Annotated in this window: 20 protein-coding genes; 9 read left to right on the plus strand and 11 right to left on the minus strand. The window is 70.5% G+C overall.

Annotation, left to right across the window (positions count from 1 at the left end; translation table 11 throughout):
- Positions 1-4: 4 nt before the first annotated feature.
- Positions 5-1,087 (plus strand): hypothetical protein, encoded by a 1,083-nt coding sequence (locus ACZ6Z4_RS11825; protein ID WP_465561761.1) that lies wholly within the window; start codon positions 5-7, stop codon positions 1,085-1,087.
- On the opposite strand, the gene ACZ6Z4_RS11830 is transcribed toward ACZ6Z4_RS11825, so the two are convergent.
- Together ACZ6Z4_RS11830 and ACZ6Z4_RS11835 are read right to left on the minus strand one after the other, a co-directional pair.
- Positions 1,084-1,860, minus strand: a complete 777-nt coding sequence (locus ACZ6Z4_RS11830; RefSeq protein WP_465561763.1) for a hypothetical protein — start codon at positions 1,858-1,860, stop codon at positions 1,084-1,086. The two genes, ACZ6Z4_RS11825 and ACZ6Z4_RS11830, sit on opposite strands and share 4 nt — an antisense overlap.
- 70 nt (positions 1,861-1,930) lie before the next feature.
- Complete coding sequence (locus ACZ6Z4_RS11835) at positions 1,931-2,692, minus strand: SDR family oxidoreductase (RefSeq protein ID WP_465561765.1); 762 nt, start codon at positions 2,690-2,692, stop codon at positions 1,931-1,933.
- 163 nt (positions 2,693-2,855) lie between these two features.
- Here ACZ6Z4_RS11835 and ACZ6Z4_RS11840 point away from each other — a divergent pair, with 163 nt between their 5' ends.
- Complete coding sequence (locus tag ACZ6Z4_RS11840; RefSeq protein ID WP_465561767.1) at positions 2,856-5,534, plus strand: AAA family ATPase; 2,679 nt, start codon at positions 2,856-2,858, stop codon at positions 5,532-5,534.
- A 155-nt stretch (positions 5,535-5,689) separates the two neighbouring features.
- Entirely contained in the window at positions 5,690-6,454 is a 765-nt protein-coding gene (locus ACZ6Z4_RS11845) for a carbonic anhydrase family protein (protein WP_465561769.1), read from the plus strand.
- 60 nt (positions 6,455-6,514) lie between these two features.
- Here ACZ6Z4_RS11845 and ACZ6Z4_RS11850 read toward each other — a convergent pair whose 3' ends face one another.
- Entirely contained in the window at positions 6,515-6,892 is a 378-nt protein-coding gene (locus ACZ6Z4_RS11850) for a DUF5997 family protein (RefSeq protein ID WP_465561771.1), read from the minus strand.
- 58 nt (positions 6,893-6,950) lie between these two features.
- Between ACZ6Z4_RS11850 and ACZ6Z4_RS11855 the strand changes: the two genes are divergently transcribed.
- Both ACZ6Z4_RS11855 and ACZ6Z4_RS11860 read left to right on the plus strand, forming a co-directional pair.
- Positions 6,951-7,673, plus strand: a complete 723-nt coding sequence (locus tag ACZ6Z4_RS11855) for a LysR family substrate-binding domain-containing protein (protein ID WP_465561773.1) — start codon at positions 6,951-6,953, stop codon at positions 7,671-7,673.
- Between the two features lie 63 nt (positions 7,674-7,736).
- The gene (locus ACZ6Z4_RS11860) at positions 7,737-8,561 is read left to right on the plus strand and encodes an SDR family oxidoreductase (protein WP_465561776.1); all 825 of its coding nucleotides are present in this window, start codon (positions 7,737-7,739) and stop codon (positions 8,559-8,561) included.
- Between the two features lie 160 nt (positions 8,562-8,721).
- Here the strand turns inward: ACZ6Z4_RS11860 and ACZ6Z4_RS11865 are convergent, their stop codons facing one another.
- From ACZ6Z4_RS11865 to ACZ6Z4_RS11880, 4 genes are all read right to left on the minus strand, one after another.
- Positions 8,722-9,738 carry an iron-siderophore ABC transporter substrate-binding protein gene (locus ACZ6Z4_RS11865; protein WP_465561779.1) on the minus strand — a complete coding sequence of 339 codons (1,017 nt, stop codon included), beginning with the start codon at positions 9,736-9,738 and terminating at the stop codon, positions 8,722-8,724.
- 55 nt (positions 9,739-9,793) lie between these two features.
- Entirely contained in the window at positions 9,794-10,087 is a 294-nt protein-coding gene (locus ACZ6Z4_RS11870; RefSeq protein ID WP_465561781.1) for a DUF4287 domain-containing protein, read from the minus strand.
- Positions 10,088-10,148: 61 nt separating this feature from the next.
- Entirely contained in the window at positions 10,149-10,355 is a 207-nt protein-coding gene (locus tag ACZ6Z4_RS11875; protein ID WP_184794626.1) for a helix-turn-helix domain-containing protein, read from the minus strand.
- Positions 10,355-10,804 carry a DUF2975 domain-containing protein gene (locus tag ACZ6Z4_RS11880; protein WP_363673846.1) on the minus strand — a complete coding sequence of 150 codons (450 nt, stop codon included), beginning with the start codon at positions 10,802-10,804 and terminating at the stop codon, positions 10,355-10,357. The genes ACZ6Z4_RS11875 and ACZ6Z4_RS11880 overlap by 1 nt, the downstream gene beginning before the upstream one ends.
- Positions 10,805-11,175: 371 nt before the next feature.
- Between ACZ6Z4_RS11880 and ACZ6Z4_RS11885 the strand changes: the two genes are divergently transcribed.
- Both ACZ6Z4_RS11885 and ACZ6Z4_RS11890 read left to right on the plus strand, forming a co-directional pair.
- Positions 11,176-11,940, plus strand: coding sequence for a hypothetical protein (locus ACZ6Z4_RS11885; protein ID WP_465561784.1), 765 nt, complete (start codon positions 11,176-11,178; stop codon positions 11,938-11,940).
- A 212-nt stretch (positions 11,941-12,152) separates the two neighbouring features.
- Positions 12,153-12,938 (plus strand): polysaccharide deacetylase family protein, encoded by a 786-nt coding sequence (locus ACZ6Z4_RS11890; RefSeq protein ID WP_465561787.1) that lies wholly within the window; start codon positions 12,153-12,155, stop codon positions 12,936-12,938.
- On the opposite strand, the gene ACZ6Z4_RS11895 is transcribed toward ACZ6Z4_RS11890, so the two are convergent.
- Both ACZ6Z4_RS11895 and ACZ6Z4_RS11900 read right to left on the minus strand, forming a co-directional pair.
- A complete protein-coding gene (locus ACZ6Z4_RS11895) occupies positions 12,935-13,699 on the minus strand; it encodes an SDR family NAD(P)-dependent oxidoreductase (protein ID WP_465561789.1) in 765 nt (254 codons plus the stop codon). The two genes, ACZ6Z4_RS11890 and ACZ6Z4_RS11895, sit on opposite strands and share 4 nt — an antisense overlap.
- A gap of 46 nt (positions 13,700-13,745) precedes the next feature.
- The gene (locus ACZ6Z4_RS11900) at positions 13,746-14,540 is read right to left on the minus strand and encodes a class I SAM-dependent methyltransferase (protein WP_465561792.1); all 795 of its coding nucleotides are present in this window, start codon (positions 14,538-14,540) and stop codon (positions 13,746-13,748) included.
- Positions 14,541-14,604: 64 nt separating this feature from the next.
- Between ACZ6Z4_RS11900 and ACZ6Z4_RS11905 the strand changes: the two genes are divergently transcribed.
- Positions 14,605-15,318: a DinB family protein gene (locus ACZ6Z4_RS11905; protein ID WP_465561795.1), complete on the plus strand. Its 714-nt coding sequence runs from the start codon at positions 14,605-14,607 to the stop codon at positions 15,316-15,318.
- 28 nt (positions 15,319-15,346) lie between these two features.
- On the opposite strand, the gene ACZ6Z4_RS11910 is transcribed toward ACZ6Z4_RS11905, so the two are convergent.
- Positions 15,347-15,859: a VOC family protein gene (locus ACZ6Z4_RS11910; protein WP_465561797.1), complete on the minus strand. Its 513-nt coding sequence runs from the start codon at positions 15,857-15,859 to the stop codon at positions 15,347-15,349.
- A gap of 93 nt (positions 15,860-15,952) precedes the next feature.
- On the opposite strand from ACZ6Z4_RS11910, the gene ACZ6Z4_RS11915 reads away from it, so the two are divergent.
- Positions 15,953-17,677 (plus strand): glycoside hydrolase family 9 protein, encoded by a 1,725-nt coding sequence (locus tag ACZ6Z4_RS11915; RefSeq protein WP_465561799.1) that lies wholly within the window; start codon positions 15,953-15,955, stop codon positions 17,675-17,677.
- Positions 17,678-17,719: 42 nt separating this feature from the next.
- Here ACZ6Z4_RS11915 and ACZ6Z4_RS11920 read toward each other — a convergent pair whose 3' ends face one another.
- Entirely contained in the window at positions 17,720-18,085 is a 366-nt protein-coding gene (locus ACZ6Z4_RS11920) for a hypothetical protein (protein ID WP_465561801.1), read from the minus strand.
- Positions 18,086-18,105: the final 20 nt, after the last annotated feature.

The raw sequence follows: 18,105 nt of genomic DNA on the forward strand, positions 1-18,105 counted from the left end.
GCCCATGGGGGACGAACTGATCCGTTGCTGTGTCGACCGGACGCTCGAGGACGACCTCGTGCTGGAGGCGGCCGAGCGAGCCGTCGACGAACGCCCGGCCAACGCCCCCGACGCCCCGAAGCCGAAGACCAAGCACCAAAGGCTGCGTCTCGCGCTGGAGACCAAGCGGATGTGGAGCAACGGCCGGACGCTGCGGATCGCCTTCCTGGACGGCTCCGCGGCGCAACGCGACGGCGTGCGGGCGCTGGCGACCGAGTGGACGAACCACGCGAAGCTCCGGTTCGCGTTCGTCGACGATCCGCGCAGCGCCGAGGTCCGGATCGCCTTCGTGCCGGGCGGTTCCTGGTCGCTGGTCGGGACCGAAGCGCTGACCGCGGCGCCCAGCGAGCCGACGATGAACTTCGGGTGGCTCCGCGAGGACGAGCCCGACGAGTGGCAGCCGGTGGTCCTGCACGAGTTCGGGCACGCGATCGGCTGCGTGCACGAGCACTCCAGCCCGGCCGCCGGCATCCCGTGGGACCTGCCGGCCGTCTACCGGCACTACGGCGGCCCGCTCAACGGCTGGAGCGACGAGGAGATCGAGCGCAACCTCCTCACGAAGTACGCGACCAGTCAGACCCGGCACACGGCCTTCGACCCGCGGTCGATCATGCTCTACGCGATCCCGCCCGAGCTCACCGCCGGCCGGTACGAGGTGAAGGCCAACCGGACGCTGTCCGTGCTCGACCGCGAGTTCATCGCGGAGAGCTATCCGGCGACCGACGCGGCAGCGACCGCGCTGCTCTGCGACGGTCCACCCCAAGAAGCCCGGATCGCGATGCCGGACGCCACGAACGCCTTCCACTTCACGATCGACCACCCCGGCGAGTACCGGCTCGAGACCTCGGGCTACACCGACCTCAAGCTGCAGGTCTTCCGCGGCGGCACCAAGGCACCGATCGCCGACGTCGCCGAGGGCGGGCTCGGCGGCAACGTCCGGGTCGAGCTCGCGCTGATGGAAGGCGGCTACCGGGTCGAGGTCCGGCACCGCCGTCCGACCGGGACCGGCCGGTACAGGATCGCGCTGCATGAGGTGCCTGCCCGCTAGTCCGTGGCGTCCTCGGTCAAGTCGCCGTCAGGACGCTCCGCACCGCGACGCGGCGTCACCCCGGGTTCGGTCGGCGGCAGCGCCGCGCGAGCACCGGTGATCTTCGTGCCGAACAGGCTCTTCTTGATCCGTACGGCGCGGAACAGCGGACTCAGCCCGCCTTCGCCGATCAGCTGCGTGTGCATGCCGTACGACGACACGACGCTCAGGTCCCCGGTCAGGTCCCCGATGTCGACCGGCCCGGCCTGCACCGCCGCGCTGACCCCGAGCTCCACCTTGCCGTACCGGCCTTCCGAGATCAGCACCGTGGTCCGGTCCGCCTTCACCAGCTCGGTGATGACCACCCAGTCCGGGTTCCAGATGCCGCGGTCCCACAGGTCCCAGATCGCCGCTTCCAGGCCGATCACGTCGCTGACCCTGCTGATCGTGATGCCCCGGGCGTGGAAGACCACGCCACTGCTCGCCCCGAACGAGACCGCGGCACCGGCCTGGGCCTCGGGCAGCGCCGGGACGAGCTTGGACACCTCGCCGGCCACCTTGACGTCGACCTTGATCTCGCTGGACGACTGGAACTGCAGCGACTGCTGCGGACCCGGCTCGCTGGTCGTGCTGAACTTCACCCCGAACGTCCGGATCGGCGACTTCGGCACGAACGTCTTGCCCTGCAGCACCCCGATCAGCCCGAGCTTCAGCGGCGTACCGGGCAACCAGTTGGCCAGGTAGCTGAACTGCCCGAACATCGATTCCGTGTAAGCCTCTTCGGCTGTCGGCATCTCCCCCACCCCCGCTGGTGAGTGTAGGACGCTGCGTGACCACTGTCGACAACCCGTGACCGTCCGGCGGTCAGTTGATCGGGGAGATCATGCCGCCGTTGACGTACACCGTCTGGGCGGTCACCCAGCGCGTCTCCGGCGCGGTCAGGAACCGCATCACCGGGACCACGTCGTGCGGGTCGCCGAGCTCGCCGGTGACGGTCATGCCGCTCAGCCAGGCGATCGTGTCGGGGGTCTCGGCGTCGAAGAAGAACGGGGTCTTCTGCGGGCCGGGGGCGATGCAGTTCACCGTGACGCCGCGGGCGCCGACCTCCTTGGCGAAGGCCTTGGTGAAGTGCTCGACCGGGGCCTTGCTGCCGGCGTACGCCGAGTAGGTGGCGGCGGTGACCGCGACCTGGGTGGTCACCATGGTGACGATCCGCCCGTTGTCGGCCATCTTGCCGGCCGCCTCGGACATGAAGAAGAACGGGATCTTGGCGTTGATCGCGAACGAGCGGTCGTACTCGTCCTCGGTGGTCTCGGCCAGCGGCTTGCGGATGATCAGACCGGCGGTGTTGACCAGGATGTCCCAGCTGCCGAACCGGTCGATCGCGGTGTCGACCAGCCGGGTGATCTCGGCGTTGCTGGTCAGGTCGGCCTGGTGCGAGAACGCCCGGACCCCGCGGTCGGCCAGGTCCTTGACCACCACGTCGGCCTCGTCGGACCGGCGCGGGCTGTTGTAGTGCACGACCACGTCGGCGCCGTCGTCGGCCAGTGCCTCGGCGAACAGCTTGCCGATGTTCGCCGAGCCGCCGGCGACGATCGCGACCTTGCCAGAGAGCTTGCCCGTCATGTCACTGTCCTTTCGTGAGGCTGGGTCGCCCCCCAGCGTGCGGACGGCGCCGGGCCCCGGCATCGGTCAAATGACGGTGGAAATCCGTAACGCTGTAACGGGTACTACCCCGGGTAGGTGGATGTAGTCTTTGCTACATCCGTGGGGTGGCTCGGAGAAGAACGTGAACGGCTCGAGGACGAGGGCCTGCCTGATCGGCCGCGAGGTCGAGCAGGCGGAGATCCGGAAAACGGTGGAATCCGGCGACGCGCTGCTGGTCGTCGGCGAGGTCGGTATCGGCAAGAGCGTGCTGCTCGACGACGCAGCCGCGTACGCCGCCGGGCAGAACCAGCGGGTCCTGCGCGCGGCCGGGGTGGAGTTCGAGGCCGACCTCAGTTTCGCCGGACTGAACCAGCTGCTGCTGCCGGTCATGCGTGGCCGCGGCAGCCCACCGCTGCGCGTCGCGCTCGGGCTCGACAGCGGCCCGGTCCCGAACTTCCTCACGGTCTCGAACGCCGTGCTCGACCTGCTCGCCAACCTGTCCGCCGCGACGCCGGTGCTGCTCGTGGTCGACGACATCCCCTGGCTCGACCGGTCGAGCGCCGTCGTCCTCGGCCTGGTCGCCCGGCGCCTCGCCGAGCTTCCGGTCGGCCTGCTGATCGGCCGCCGGACCGGCAGCACCGCCTTCTTCGAGTACGGCGGGATGCCGCAGCTCGTCGTCGGCCCCCTCGACGACGCGGCCAGCGGCGAGCTGCTCCGGCACCGCCACCCCGACCTCACCTCGCGCGACCGCCGCCGGATCGCCGAGGAGGCGCAGGGCAACCCGCTCGCCCTGGCCGAGCTGCCCTCGGTCCGGCACGGATCGGCGACGATCACGACGCTCCCGATCGGCAGCCGGCTGCAGGACATGTTCGCCGAGCGGATCAGCGGTCTGCCCGAGGCGACCCGTGAGCTGCTGCTGCTCGCCGCGCTGTCCAGCCCGATCGACCAGCGGGCCGTCGACGTCCACGGGCCGGTCCGCGCGGCGCTCGACGAGGGTGTCGTCCAGCTCCACGAGCGCAACGGCAAGCTGCTCTTCCGGCACCCGCTGAGCCGCCTGGCCGTCGTCGAGCTGTCCGCGATCGGCGACCGCCGCCGCGCGCACAAGCTGCTGGCCGACCGCTGCACCGATCCCGTCCGCCGGGCCTGGCACCTCGCCGAGGCCACCATCGAGCCGGACGAGACGGTCGCCGAGATCGTCGACCAGGCCGCGCACATCGTGCTCGGCCGCGGCGACGCCGTGGCCAGCGTCGAGACCCTGACCCGTGCGGCCGAGCTGAGCGTCGACCGCGACGCGCGCGTCCGCCGGCTGGCCCAGGCCGCGATCATCGGCGCCGAGGTGATCGGCGAGCTCGGCAACGCCGCCGAGCTGCTGGAGACCGCGAACCGTTCGCTGATCGACCCGACCTGCTCGCTGCAGCTGTCGACGGCCGCGGCCTGCGTGCTGTTCAACCGCGACTGCGCGATCGACACCCCGCACCGGCTGCTCACGCTCGCCCTCGAAGCGCACGCGCACAAGGTCGACGCCAAGACGCTGACCGACGCGCTCGCCCTGCTCGCGACGGTCTGCTACTTCAGCGGCCGGGCCGAGCTGTGGGCGCCGTTCGACGCCCAGATGGAACGGCTCGGTCCCGACGCACCGGCCGACCTCACGATGCTGGCCGGCAACTGGGACCCGGCGCGGCGCGGCCACGCCGTACTGCCGCTGCTCAAGGCCGAGACCGACGGCCTGGCCCGGACCGACAACCCGTGGGCGATCATCCGGCTCGGCGTCGCGTCGGTCTACCTCGACCGGCTCAGCGCGTGCCGCGAGGCGTTGTGGCGGGTCGTCGAGGACGGTCGGCAGGGCGGCGCGGTGTCGGCGGCGATCAACGCGATCGTGTCGCTGTCGGTCGACGCCTGGATGCACGGCCGGTGGGACGAGGTCGAGCGGCTCGTCGACGAGGGCCGCACGCTGGCCACCGAGCACGGCTACCTGCGCTACACGTGGGTCTTCGACGGGTACATCGGCTACCTGGTGAACGCCGCCCGCGGAGTCGGTACGGCGGAAGCGGCCGCCGACGAGCTGGACCGCTGGGCCGGTGCGCGCGGCGCCCTGCTGGTGCAGGGGATGGCGCGGCAGATCCGGTGCCTGACGGCGCTCGGTCGCGGCGACTTCGAGGCGGCGTACCGGCATGCTGCGGAGGTCTGCCCGGCCGGTTCGTTCCCGCCGCATCTGCCGCACGCGTTGTGGGTCCTGTTCGATCTGGTCGAGTCGGCGGTGCGGTCGGGCCGGGAGCCGCAGGCGCGGGCACATGTCGCTGCGGCCAAGGCTGCGTCGTTGGACGAGTTGTCGCCGCGGTTGGCGTTGGTGATCCGCGGTGCGGAGGCGTTGGTGGCGCCGGAGGACCGGCGTACGGCGTGCTTCGAGCGGGCGCTCGCCGTACCGGGGGCCGAGCAGTGGCCGTTCGACCTGGCGCGGGTGCGGCTCTGTTACGGCGAGGCGTTGCGGCGGCAGCGGCAGATCGTGGCGGCTCGGCGGGAGCTGACGACGGCGCTCGCGGTGTTCGACGGGCTGAGCGCTGCGCCTTGGTCGCGGCGGGCGGAGAACGAGCTGCGGGCGACCGGGTTGACGCGGGCTGCTGCTTCGCGGCGGCCGGACAGCGGGCTGACCGGGCAGGAGCAGGAGATCGCACTGCTGGCCGCGACCGGGCTGACGAACAAGGAGATCGGGGAACGGTTGGCGTTGTCGCCGCGGACTGTCGCGGCCCATCTCTACCGGGTGTTCCCGAAGCTCGGGATCACCGCACGGGCTGCGCTGCGGGACGCGCTCTCGCGAGCTTGAGCTTGTTGCCCTGGCGGGCCTGATTTGTTCCCGGTCGGGCGGAAAGTCGCCGTCCTGCACGGACTTCGGCGCTGACCGTCCGTCGCCGGGCGCATACTCGCGGATGCCCGGTTGAGGACCGGGTGTCCTGTTCCCGCCCGAGTACGGAGTCCCCTGTGTCCCTGCCTGTGTCCCGTCGTGCCCTGCTCCTCGGCGTCCCCGCGACCGCCGCCGTACTGGCCTCGCCGTCACTGCTCACCAGCGCGTCCGCGCAGACGCCGCACCAGAGCCCGATCGACATCCGGACCGCGCACGCCGTGACCAGCCCCGCGCTGCCCGCGCTGCACGTCCACTACCCGAGCTCGCTCGCGCTGAAGATCCGGTACGAGAGCCGCGACGCCGGTCAGCCCGGCGGCTGCGACAACCGGACCGCGGAGGAGACGATCCTCGCCGAGATCCCGGCCGGCGCGGCCTGGGTCACGGTCGGCGGCGTGCGCCACGACCTGGTGAACTTCCACTTCCACACCCGCTCCGAGCACCGGCTCAACGGCCACCAGTACGCGCTCGAGCAGCACTTCGTGCACAGCGGCCCGAACGGCGAGAAGCTCGTCGTCGCGCTGTTCATCAGCACCGGCGGGCACGACGGCGGGACGCTGCAGGACAAGGTGCTCGCGACGGTCCCCGAGGAGTGCGACGAGGAGGTCGACCTCGGGCACGTGAACCTCGCGACGGCGCTGCCGCACGACCTGTCGACGTACCGGTACGACGGCTCGCTCACCACCGCGCCGTACTCCGAGCCGGTCTCCTGGCTGGTGCTCGCACACCACCGCGAGATCCTCCCGGTCTCGCTGCAGCACTTCCAGTCGCGCTTCCCCGACGGCGACAGCCGCGCCCTCCAGCCGCTCAACGGCCGCACGGTCCGCTACCGCCCCCAGCACTGATCCCCCGATCGGCGGGCCGGCCTTTGGGCGCCGGCCCGCCGGTCAGCGGGTGTTCCTCACTCAGGCCTCGGAGCGCTCCGCCTTCAACTGCGCGGCTTCGCGCTGAACCTCCGCGTGCGTGTTGCGCTCCCGCCGCAACCACTCCGGGAACTCTTCCTTCAGCGCCTCGATCTGGTCCGTGGTCAGCGGCTCGGTCATCCCAGCGCGCGCCAAGCCCGAGATCGACACCCCGAGCTTCGCCGCGACCACCGGCCGCGGGTGCGGCCCGGTCTTTCGCAGCTCGCGCAGCCACTCCGGCGGGTCGGCCTGCAGGGCGTTCAGCTGGTCGCGCGAGACCACACCGTCCCGGAACTCGGCCGGGGTTTCCTCGAGCAGCACACCGAGCTTCTTCGCCGCAGTCGCGGGCTTCATCGTCTGAGGGGATTTCTGCGACGTCATGGCGCCAGGGTATCGAGGGTTGACGGCCTCCCGGACCACCGCCGGATAACCTGACCCGGTGACCGACCCCATCCCCGCGTCCTTCCGGCTCGCCTACGTCCCCGGCGTGACACCGGCGAAGTGGGTGCGGATCTGGCAGGAGCGCCTCCCCCGGGTCACCCTCGCCCTGGTGACGGTCACCGCGGCAGAGGCAGCGGACGTCGTACGGCGGGGTGAGGCGGACGCCGGGCTCGTCCGGCTGCCGATCGACCGTACCGGGCTGAACGCGATCCCGCTCTACACCGAGACCACCGTCGTCGTGGTCCCGAAGGACCACCTGGTGACCGCGGCCGAGGAGGTCACCGCCGCCGACCTCGCCGACGAGTTCGTGCTCTACCCGCAGGACGACACCCTCACCTGGACCGACCGCCCCGGCGAGGCCGCGACCATCGTCCCCGCGACCACCGCGGAGGCGGTCGAGCTCGTCGCGGCGGGCGTCGGCGTACTGATCGTGCCGCAGTCGCTGGCGCGACTGCACCACCGCAAGGACCTGACGTACCGGCCGCTCGTCGAGGCGCCGGAGTCGAGCGTCGTCCTGACCTGGCCCGAGGGTGACCCGAGCGACCTGATGGAACAGTTCATCGGCATCGTCCGCGGCCGGACGGTGAACAGCACCCGGACGCCGCAGCGCGCGGAGAAGAAGCAGCCGAAGAAGAAGCCGGCGCAGGCGAAACAGGGCGCCCCCGCGAAGAAGGCGGCCGCGCAGCGCCGGCCGGCCCGCCGAGGCAAACCGCGCCGCTAGGTTCCCGATCCCGTCGAGGGGTACCGGGCGACGAACACATCGTCACCCATCGAGGGGAACGTCATGTCCGCAGTACTCCTGACCGGTGCCGGCAGCGGGATCGGCGCGGCGACCGCGCTCCGGCTCGACCAGCTCGGGATCCGCGTCTTCGCCGCCGTGCACGACCCGTCCGACGGCGAGATCCTCGGCAAGCAGACCTCGGAGAAGCTCTCGGTCCACCAGGTCGACGTCACGGATACCGACTCGGTCCGCGCCCTGATCACCGAGGTCGACACCGCACTGGGCGAGGACGGCCTCGACGCGGTCGTGAACGTCGCCGGCGAGGGCATCGCCGGCCCGTTGGAGCTGCTCCCGATCGACAGCCTCCGCCACCAGCTGGACGTCAACGTGGTCGGATCCGTCGCCGTCACCCAACTGGCTCTTCCTTTGCTTCGACGGACGACTTCAGGCCGGATCGTCTTCGTCGGTTCCATGGGCGGCCTCGTCTCCGTCCAGCTCGCCGGCGCCTACCACGCCTCGAAGTACGCCATGGAAGCGATCGCCGACGCCTGGCGCCAGGAGCTCGCCCCCGACGGCATCTCCGTCAGCCTCGTCGAGCCCGGCCCGATCGCCACTCCCCTGTGGGCGAAGGCGATCCAGACCCTCGACCGCCTCCCCGCCAACGACCGGTACGCCGAGCGCATCGACGCGTTCCGCGAGAGCCTGCGGCACGCCTCGAAGCACGGCGCCAGCCCGCAGAAGGTCGCCGAGCAGATCGAGCACGCGGTCACCGCGGACCGCCCGAAGACCCGCTACCCGATCGGCGCGGCCGCGTACGTCGTACCGAAGGTCCGTCGGCTCATCCCGGACCGCCTGTTCGACAAGGCCGCTCAGCGCGTCACGAGCTAGGGCGTGTCTCCTAATTCCCGCCGTAGCGAGCAGGTGCTCGGTGCGGTAGCTCGGAGTGCTGGCGGGAAGCCCTCGATGTTTTTCCATCGTGGGCTTTTCGCCAGTGCTCCGAGGTGCCGTGCCGAGTGCCGCGCAGTAGGCGGGAATTAGGAGACACGCCCTAGGCCGGCAGCGCCTGGTTCAGCAGCGGCGCGATCTTCCCGGTCAGGTACTTGATGCCGAGCGGACCGCCGATCGAGAACGCGCTGGAGAACTGACCGCTGTCGGAGTTCGAGTTGATCACCGGCGCGCCGCCGAAGTACGCGACGTGCCCGGCCTTGACCGTCGCCAGGTTGTTGTAGACCGGGTTGGCGGTCACCTTCGGGTCGACCTTGCCGTCCTGGTCGGCGGCGGCGAGCAGGATCAGGTCGGCGTTCAGCTTCTCCAGCCGCTCCTGCGCGATCTTCACGTAGAAGTCACCGTTGTCCAGGGCATCGATCTGCGGGTTGGTCCTGAAGCCGAGCGCGGTGAGCAGCCGCATCCGCGGGTCCGACGGCAGCCACGCGGAGAACTGGTCGGTGCTGAACACCCCGGCGGTGATCGTCTTGCCGGCCCAGCCAGGGTTCGCCTTCGCGGTCGCGGAGAGCAGGCCCTCGGTGTCGGCGATCACCTTCTGGCCGTCGGCGGTCCGCCCGGTCGCCTTCGCGATCGTCGTCACCTGGTCCTGCCAGGCGACGCCGTACACGTTCTCGGTCCCGGCCGGGGCCGCGACCGTCGGCGCGATCCCGCTGAAGGTCTCGTACTGCTTGCGGTCGTTGATCGAGTTCACGTAGAGGATCAGGTCCGGTTTCAGCGCCGCGATCTCCTCGAACTTCGGCTCGAACGACGCGACCAGCTTCGGCGCCGGCCGGTCGCCGAGCGCGTCCTTGACCCAGCCGCGCGTCTCGGTGAAGCCGAACCAGTCCGCACCGGCGACCGGTACGGCGCCGATCGCGATCGCGCTCTCCATGTCGCCGCCGCCGATCGCGACGATCCGCTCCGGCTTCGCCTTGATCGTGGTCGAGCCGAACAGGTGGTCGATCGTCACCGGGAACCCGTCGCCGCTCGCGACCGGCGCTTCGTCCGCGTCGCTCCCGCTGCCGCACGCCCCCAGCGCCAGGACCAGCGCCGCCGCGATCGCCACCACCCGTGCCCGCATGCCCCAGCTCCCTCACCGATCGGTCGAAGGGCAGCCTAACCTAATTCCTGACGGCTCAGCGGAGCGGGTTGGTGGCCTTCCCGTCCAGCCACAGCTCGTTGCTCGCGTCCCGGTGCACCCCGGTCGTCCCCACGTGCTTGTCGCTGATCGCGGTCCCGTTCTTGATCACGTGCAGCAGCGCCATCGCGTGCCCGCGGCCCACGCCGTACTCCTCCTTCAACCACGCCGCGAGCGGTGCGATCTTGGTCTCCGGCCCCTCGAACCCCTGCTCCCGCGCGATCTCCAGCAGGGCTCGCGGGGTCATGCCGGTCTTGTCCTCGATGGTGTCCAGGTACGCCTGAAAAGACATGGGTCCAACCTTTCGTCGATGTCGTCACCCCTGCGTCGGACGAGCCGGCGCGGAATCGACATCAGTCCTCGACCCACTCCAGAAGATCTCCGGGCTGGCAGTCCAGGACGCGGCACATCGCCTCGAGGGTGCTGAACCGGACCGCCTTGGCGCGGCCGTTCTTGAGCACGGCGACGTTGGCGGGGGTCAGGCCGACGAGCTCCGCGAACTCGCCGACGCCCATCTTGCGTTTGGCGAGCTCGACGTCGATCCGGACCACGATCGGCATCAGATCACCGCTTCCATGTCGGTCTGCAGCGTGGTCGCCTGGCGCAGCAGCGCGCGCATCACGACCATCAGCATCAGCACGACACCGCCGGCCAGCACCAGCCCGATCAGCAGGATCGGCAGGCCGGGGTCGTCGGCACGCACCGACAGGTAGATCGTCATCCCGAGCAGCAGCACCCAGCCGGCCACCATCGCGACCAGGATCACGTTCACCCAGCCGAACGCCTTCTCGCTGAAGATCCGGTCCGACTTCACCAGCGTCAGCAGCCGCCAGATGCAGACGATCACCACCTGGACGCAGACCACCTCGACGATCGAGAACACCGTCAACGGCCAGCGCAGGTCGGCGCCGTCGCCCTTCAGCTGCCCGAACTGCCCCGGCAGGCTGACCACCTGCGCGAACACCAGCCCCACGAACAGCAGCACCAGGAACACCCTGAGCGGAACCACGACCCGATCCATCATCTGCACGGCTCGACTATCACCGCCTTCCTATCGACTGTCAATCGACGCCACGGAAAGGCGAGAACGTGTCGGCGTGGTCACGTTGTGCATTCGGACCGACACACCTAGCGTGAGGTCATCGGGTACAGCCGCGTTGCCCGCGTTCGATTTCTGGGGAATCGGGGGCCTTCGTGGCCGTACGCCGTGTGCTCGCTCTACTGCTCTTGATCTCGCTTCCCGTCGGCTGCTCCGACGTCGCCGCGGACGTCGCGCCGTCCGACCAGCCTTCGAGACCGACCCAGGCCACTCCTTCGGCCGCACAACCTCCGAAGCCGAAACCGAAGCCTCTCCCGCAACTCCCCCGCGGTGGGCGCACCTTGTTCCCCACCCACCAACTCGTCGCCTTCGTCGGCGCCCCCGGCGCCCCCGCGCTCGGCCCCCTCGACAGCAACCTCGAGGAACGCGCCACCCGCCTGGAGAAACTGGCGACGTCGTACCGTGGCGGCCGGACGATCCTCCCGGTGATGGAACTGATCGTCGTCACCGCCCAGGGCTCCGCCGGCCGCGACGGCAAGTACCGCTCGCGGATCGACCCGAAGCAGATCGACCGCTACCTGGCGGTCGCCCGCAAGCACAAGATGCTCCTGATGCTCGACGTCCAGCCCGGTCAGGCGAAACCGATCGACGAGGTTCGCCGCCTGGAGCCGTGGCTGCGCCAGCCGGATGTCGGGCTGGCCGTCGACCCCGAGTGGCAGGTCGGCCCCGGCCAGGTCCCCGGACGCGTCTTCGGCCGTACGTCGGGCGCGGAGCTGAACGAGATCGGCGCCTACCTCTCGGCGGTGACCACCAAGTACCGGCTCCCGGAGAAGCTGTTCGTCTTCCACCAGCTCACCAAGCGCATCGTCACCAACGAAGCCGCGCTGCGCCCGCACCCCGGCGTCGCCCTGGTGAAGTCCGTCGACGGCATCGGCACCCGCGGCGCGAAGGAGGCGACGTACCGGGGTCTGGTGACGAAGCTGCCGCGCGGCGTGCACACGGCGTTCAAGCTGTTCTACGAGGAGGACACCCGGCACGGCCCGCTGATGAAGCCGGCCCAGGTCCTCGCGCTGAAGCCGCGCCCGGAGCTGGTGATCTACGAATGAGCGGGCCGGTAGCCCGCCGCACGCTCCTCGCCGCCGCCGCGGCGGCAGTCGTTGCCGGATGCAATGACATCGACGAGCCGGATGCAGCGCCGGTGGTCACTGATCACAAGTCTTCTCAATCTCCTCCTTCTGCTGGCACCTCGCATCCCGCCGCGAAGCCGATCACCTCTCGTCCACCAGCGCCCAGCGAGCTCGGTGTCGTCCCCGTCCTCATGCACCACCGCCTCACGGCGAACGTCAGCGGCGAGTACGACATGACCCCCGCCTTCTTCCGCGCCGAGCTCGAGCGCCTGCACCGCGAGGGCTACCACCCGATCCGCACCCTCGACCTGGTCCGCCGCGACCTCTCCTCCGTCCCCGCGGGCAAGACCCCCGTCGTGCTCACCTTCGACGACAGCACTCCCGGCCAGTTCGCCCTCGACAAGTCCGGCCGCGTCGTCCCGGACACCGCGATGGGTATCCTGCTCGCTTTCCAGACCCGCTTCCCCGACTTCCCCGCGGTGGCGTCCTTCTACCTCAACAAATCCCCGTTCGGCCTCACCGGCGCCGACATCCCCCGCGCCCTGAAGTACCTGAACGACGCCGGCTGCGAGCTGGGCAACCACACCTGGGACCACCCCAACCTCCGCCACCAGACCACCGCCCAGGCCGAGACCGAGATCGCGCGGCTGGCGGCGATGATCACCGCGGCAGTTCCCACCGCTCCCCCGCGCACGCTCGCGCTCCCGCTCGGCGTGCACCCGCGCGACCGCCGCGTCCTCGCGAGCGGAGGACGCGGCGGTACGGCGTACCGCAACGACGGCGTGCTGCTGGTCGGCGCCGGGCCCTGCCCGTCGCCGTACCGCAAGACCTTCGACCCGATGGCCATCCCGCGGATCCGCTGCAGCTCCTACCAGGGCGGCCGCGGCGACCTGCTGATGGACTACTGGCTCGACCGCCTCCCGCGGCAGAAGTTCGTGGCCGCGAGCAACAACAGCAAGGTGGTCCCGCAGACCTAGAACTGGACTCCGCGGGTCAGCGCGCCGTCGATCACCAGGTTGGTGCCGCTGACGAAGCTGGCGGCCGGGCTGGCCAGGAAGACGACGCCGCGGGCGATCTCGTCCGGGCGGGCCATCCGGCCGGTCGGGTTCAGCGCGAGCGAGTCCGCGAAGAGCTGCGGGTTGCCGCTCTCGACCGACTCCCAGACGCCGCCGGGGAAGTACGTGTTGCCCGGGGAGACCGTGTTGGCGCGGATGCCCTTGCCGGCGAGCTGGAAGGCCAGGCCCTGGGTGTAGTGCACGATCGCGGCCTTGAACGTCCCGTACGGGCCGGCCGCGAAGTCGATCTCACGCGCCGAGACGCTCGACACGGTCACGATCGACGGCCACTCGCTCCGGCCGAGGAACGGCATCGCCGCGTCGACCATCCGGACCGTGCCCATCATGTCGACCTCGAAGCTCTGCTTCCAGGGCTCCTCACCCTCGATGCCGATCGCCAGCGCGCTGACGTTGGCGACCACGATGTCGATCCCGCCGAGCTCGGCGGCGCTGTCGTTCACCCAGCGGATCAGCTCCGGTCCGTCACCGATGTCGAGTGCCGTCCCGCTCACCGTCGCGCCGCCCGCGCGCAGGTCCTCGACCGCCGCGGTCACGTCGCTCTCGGTCCGGGCGCAGAACGCCACCGAGGCACCCTCCGCGACCAGCCCCTCGACGACCGCGCGCCCGATGCCCTTCGTCCCGCCGGTGACCAGGGCCCGCAGGCCCTTCAGCTGGAGATCCACCGTCAACCACTCCTTTGCCGAGTCCGCTCTTGTGCACAGTATGCGGTCAACCGGCGACGGGCTTGCGACCGACCGAGACCAGGTACTCCGCGGCGATCCGCAGCGACCCGTCGGTGGCCGTGTTCCACTCGTTGTCGTAGGCAAGCAGGTCGTCGTGCAGCGCCGGCCAGCCCGGCCCGAGCGCCTCGCGAGCGACCACCAGGGGGCCGAAGTTCCCGGCGTAGAACGCGGCGAACTCCTCGACGCTCGGCGCGGTCAGGTCGACGCTGTCGGTGTGGAAGGTGAAGTCCACGCCGGGGACCATCGCGCGGACGTGGTCGGCCTCGCCCCACGCGGCCGGTGACGCTCCACCGGGAGCCGGCGGGAGGTGCCGGCCGATCACGCCGAACAGCTGTCCGGCGTACCCGGACGGCGTCCAGGTGGCGAGCGCGATCGTGCCGCCCGGCTTGCAGACCCGGACCAGCTCGGCGCCGGCCTTCGCCTGGTCCGGCGCGAACATGTGCCCGAACGTCGAGAACACCCGGTCGAACCGCCCGTCCTCGAACGGCAGGTCCTCGGCGTCCGCCTCGACCCACTCCAGCTCGACGCCCACCTCGGCGGCCCGTCGCCGTCCGGCCACGAAGTGCTGCGGCGTCAGGTCGCTCCCGACGACCGTGGCGCCGCGCTGCGCGGCCGGGATCGCGACCGAGCTGCCCGAACCGGTCGCGACGTCGAGCACTTCGACGCCCGGCCCGACCGGCACCTCGTCCAGCAGCTTCGGCCCGACGGACGCGACCAGCGTCGCCACCGCGTCCCAGGTCCCCGCGCTCCAGATCACCCTGTTCAGCTCGTGCTCGTCCATCTGCTCATCATCGGACCGGAATCGCGGAAGGGGAATGTCCGGCAACGGTCTTATCGTGGCTGCCATGGACGACAGACAACTCGTACGCAAGGTCGACTTCAGCGATCTCGTGGTCCGCGGCGGCGGCCTCTACCGCAGCACGCTGCACGGCGTCGAGCTGCACGACGTGGAGATCCACGGCGAGCTGATCAACGTGGTCGTGAACGGTGTCGACATCGCACCGCTGATCGACGCCGAGCTGAACCGCCGTACGCCGGAACGCACGAAGATGCGCCCGGAGACCGCCGACGGCTACCGCGAGGCCTGGGCGATCCTCGAACGCCTCTGGGCCGGCACGGTCGAGCGCGCCCGCAGCTTCCCCGAGGAGGACCTGCACCGCAGCGTCGGCGGCGAGTGGTCGTTCATCCAGACCCTGCGGCACCTGAGCTTCGCCAGCGACGCCTGGGTCGGCCGGATGATCCTCGGCAACCCGGCACCGTGGCACCCGCTCAGCCTCCCCTGGGACGAGGCCCCCGGCTGGCCCGGCATCCCGTGGGACCGCGAGGCGCGCCCGTCGCTCGACGAGGCGCTCGCCCTCCGCACCGAGCGCCAGACGATGGTCCGCGATTTCCTCGCCGACCTCACCGACGCCCGACTCGCCACGACGGTCAGCCAAACCGCCCCCGGCTGGCCGGTGATCGAAGACCTCCCGATCACCGAGTGCCTGAACATCGTCCTCATCGAGGAGTGGGAACACCGCCAGTACGCCGAACGCGACCTCACCCTGCTCGGCAGCTAGGGCGACGCTTACGCGGTCGCGCCGGCGCCTAGACCCGGGAGATCCCCACGCCGCTCTTCGCCTCGCGCCCGTACTTCTCCAGCTCGGCCGCGAGGTCCAGCGGCGCCACCCCCGCTTTGTTGCGGTCGGCATCGGTCAGCAGATCCGCCGGGATGATCCACACGATCTCGAACTCCAGCCCGTCCGGGTCCTTCCCGTACAGCGACTTCGTCGTCCCGTGGTCGGACTTGCCGACCAGCGCGCCGGCCGCGGTCAGCCCCTGCTCGAGATCCGCGAGGTCGCCGAGCGTGTCGACCTCCCACGCCAGGTGGTACAGCCCGACCGTCGCGCGCCCGGCCAGCGACGGCCCGGCCTGCGCGCCGATCTCGAACAGCCCGAGGTCGTGGTCGTTGGTCGAGCCCGGCGCGCGCAGGAACGCGGCACCCTGGAAACCGTCACCACCCTCGGTGTACCCGAAGCCGAGCACGTCACGGTAGAACGCGACACTCCTCGCCACGTCCCCGACGTACAGCACCGCATGATTCAGCCTGAAGATCGCCATCTTCCCCAACTCCCTCGGTCGCCTCCGACCATGATAGTTGAACACTCAATCTGAGCGGAGCCCGGTGAGCCGGAATCAGCAGACAATGGGCTGATGCACCCTCGGGACGAGCGCGCGCCGATGATCCTGGTCCCCCACCTCGGCGCCGGCGTCACGACAGCCGTCATCGCGGTCGTCCCCTCAGGACCGCTCACCGCCGAGCTCGTCGGACCCGGCACGACCCATCAGCTGGTCCCAGGAAAGATCGAGAAGGTACCGGGGTGGACGGGCGGTCCGTACTCCCGGATCCCCCTCCCGCAATCCCTTGCCCCCGGCACCTATTTCGTGCGCGCCCGGACCGGCGACCTCGAGCTCACCTCCGAGCCCTTCGTGATCGCCCCCGAGCGCCTCCAGCGCCAGACCATGTCCGACGTACTGGCCTACTTCAAAGCCATGCGCTCCAGCGGCGAGATCGACCGCAAGGACCGGACCGCGCATCGCTGGGACGACGACTCCGGTACGACGGTCGACGCCCGCGGCGGCTGGCTCGACGCGAGCGGCGACACCAGCAAGTTCCTCTCCCACCTCACCTACACGTCGACGATGAGCCCGCAGCAGATCCCCCTCTGCGCCTGGGCCATGCTCGCCGCCCGCGACGAACTGGGCCCCGCGCTCACCAAGATCCTCGGCCCCCGCCTCCGCGACGAGGCTCTCTGGGGCGCCGACTTCCTGGTCCGCCTCCAATCGCCCGACGGCTACTTCTACACCGGCATCTTCGACGCCCTCACCAAGCAACTCGACGAACGCGTGATCACCGCGCCACTCCAGAACTGCGTCCGCACCAGCCGCTACCAAGCGGCGTACCGCCAAGGCGGCGGCCTGGCCATCGCCGCCCTGGCCCGCGCGGCGACAGCCGACGACGACGGCGACTTCCCCCGTACGACGTACCTGACGGCGGCCCGCGAAGCGTTCGAGCACCTCGAGGAGCACAACCTCGTTTACCTCTTCGACGGCAAGGAGTCGATCATCGACGACTACTGCGCCCTCCTCGCCGCCACCGAACTGACCGCAGCTCTGGCCGCAGCCGGGCAGCCGCACGAGGTGAGCACCGAAGCCGCCCGCCGCCGAGCCGCTTCCCTCATCAGCCGGTACGAGCAGCCCGCCGACAACGGCCCCGGGACCTCCCGCAACAACCACTCCGGCTGTTTCCGGGCCGACGACCTGGGCCGGCCCTTCTTCCACGCCGCCGAACCGGGCCTCCCGATCCTCGCCCTGCTCCGCTTCGCCGAGCTCGTCCCCCACGCTCCCGAAGCCGCCGCCGCACGCCGTACGGCGATCACCGCGATGCACGCGATCCTCGACCGCACCGCATCCGTCCCCAACCCTTTCGGCTACCCCCGCACCCTCAACCAACCAACCGGTTGCACACCCCGCGAGGCCTTCTTCTTCCCCCACGCCAACGAAACCGGCTACTGGTGGCAGGGCGAGAACGCCGCGATCGCCTCCTTGGCGGCCGCCGCACACGCCTGCGCGAAACACCCCGGGGCCCGCACCGCGGACCTCCACACCTTCGCCGCCGACCAACTCGCCTGGATCACCGGCCGAAACCCCTTCGACACCTCGATGCTCCACGGCCGCGGCCGCAACAACGCCGACTACTCGTCGGACTTCCCCAACCTCCCCGGCGGCATCCTCAACGGCATCACCGCCGGCTGGACAGACGAGAACGACATCGCCTTCCTCCCGGACGACGCGCCCGAGGGCGACAGCTGGCGCTGGGCCGAACAGTGGATCCCGCACACCGGCTGGTTCCTCCTCGCGGTCGCCTCGGCCCGCTGAGGGACGGCGCCTCGCCCCGTGCGTGAGGCGCCGTCCTCGGGGTCAGGCCCGGCAGCGGTTGTCGGGGTGCACGCTGCCGCCGTCGTTGAGGTTGCCGTTGTACATCCAGCCCTCGACGTTGGTGTTCGCGACCCGGACGTAGGTCCACTTGTTGCCGGCCGTGTTCTCGACCCAGCAGTGGTAGAACAGGTCGGTCCCGGTGCCGATCGTGCGCACCACGCCGCATCCCTCCGACGGCCCGACGCGCAGCGGCGACGCGGACTTGACCCGCCCGGCGGCCGGGCTGAGGTTCTGCGTCGCCGGGCGGTTGCAGGCCGCCTCGGCGGTCTGCGTGCTGACGACCACGAAGCCACCGACCAGCAACGGCACGGTCAGTACGGCGGCAGCTCCACGCTTGATCTCGAACATGATTCCTCCAGTGGGCGGTT

Source organism: Kribbella sp. NPDC104740, assembly GCF_055583505.1.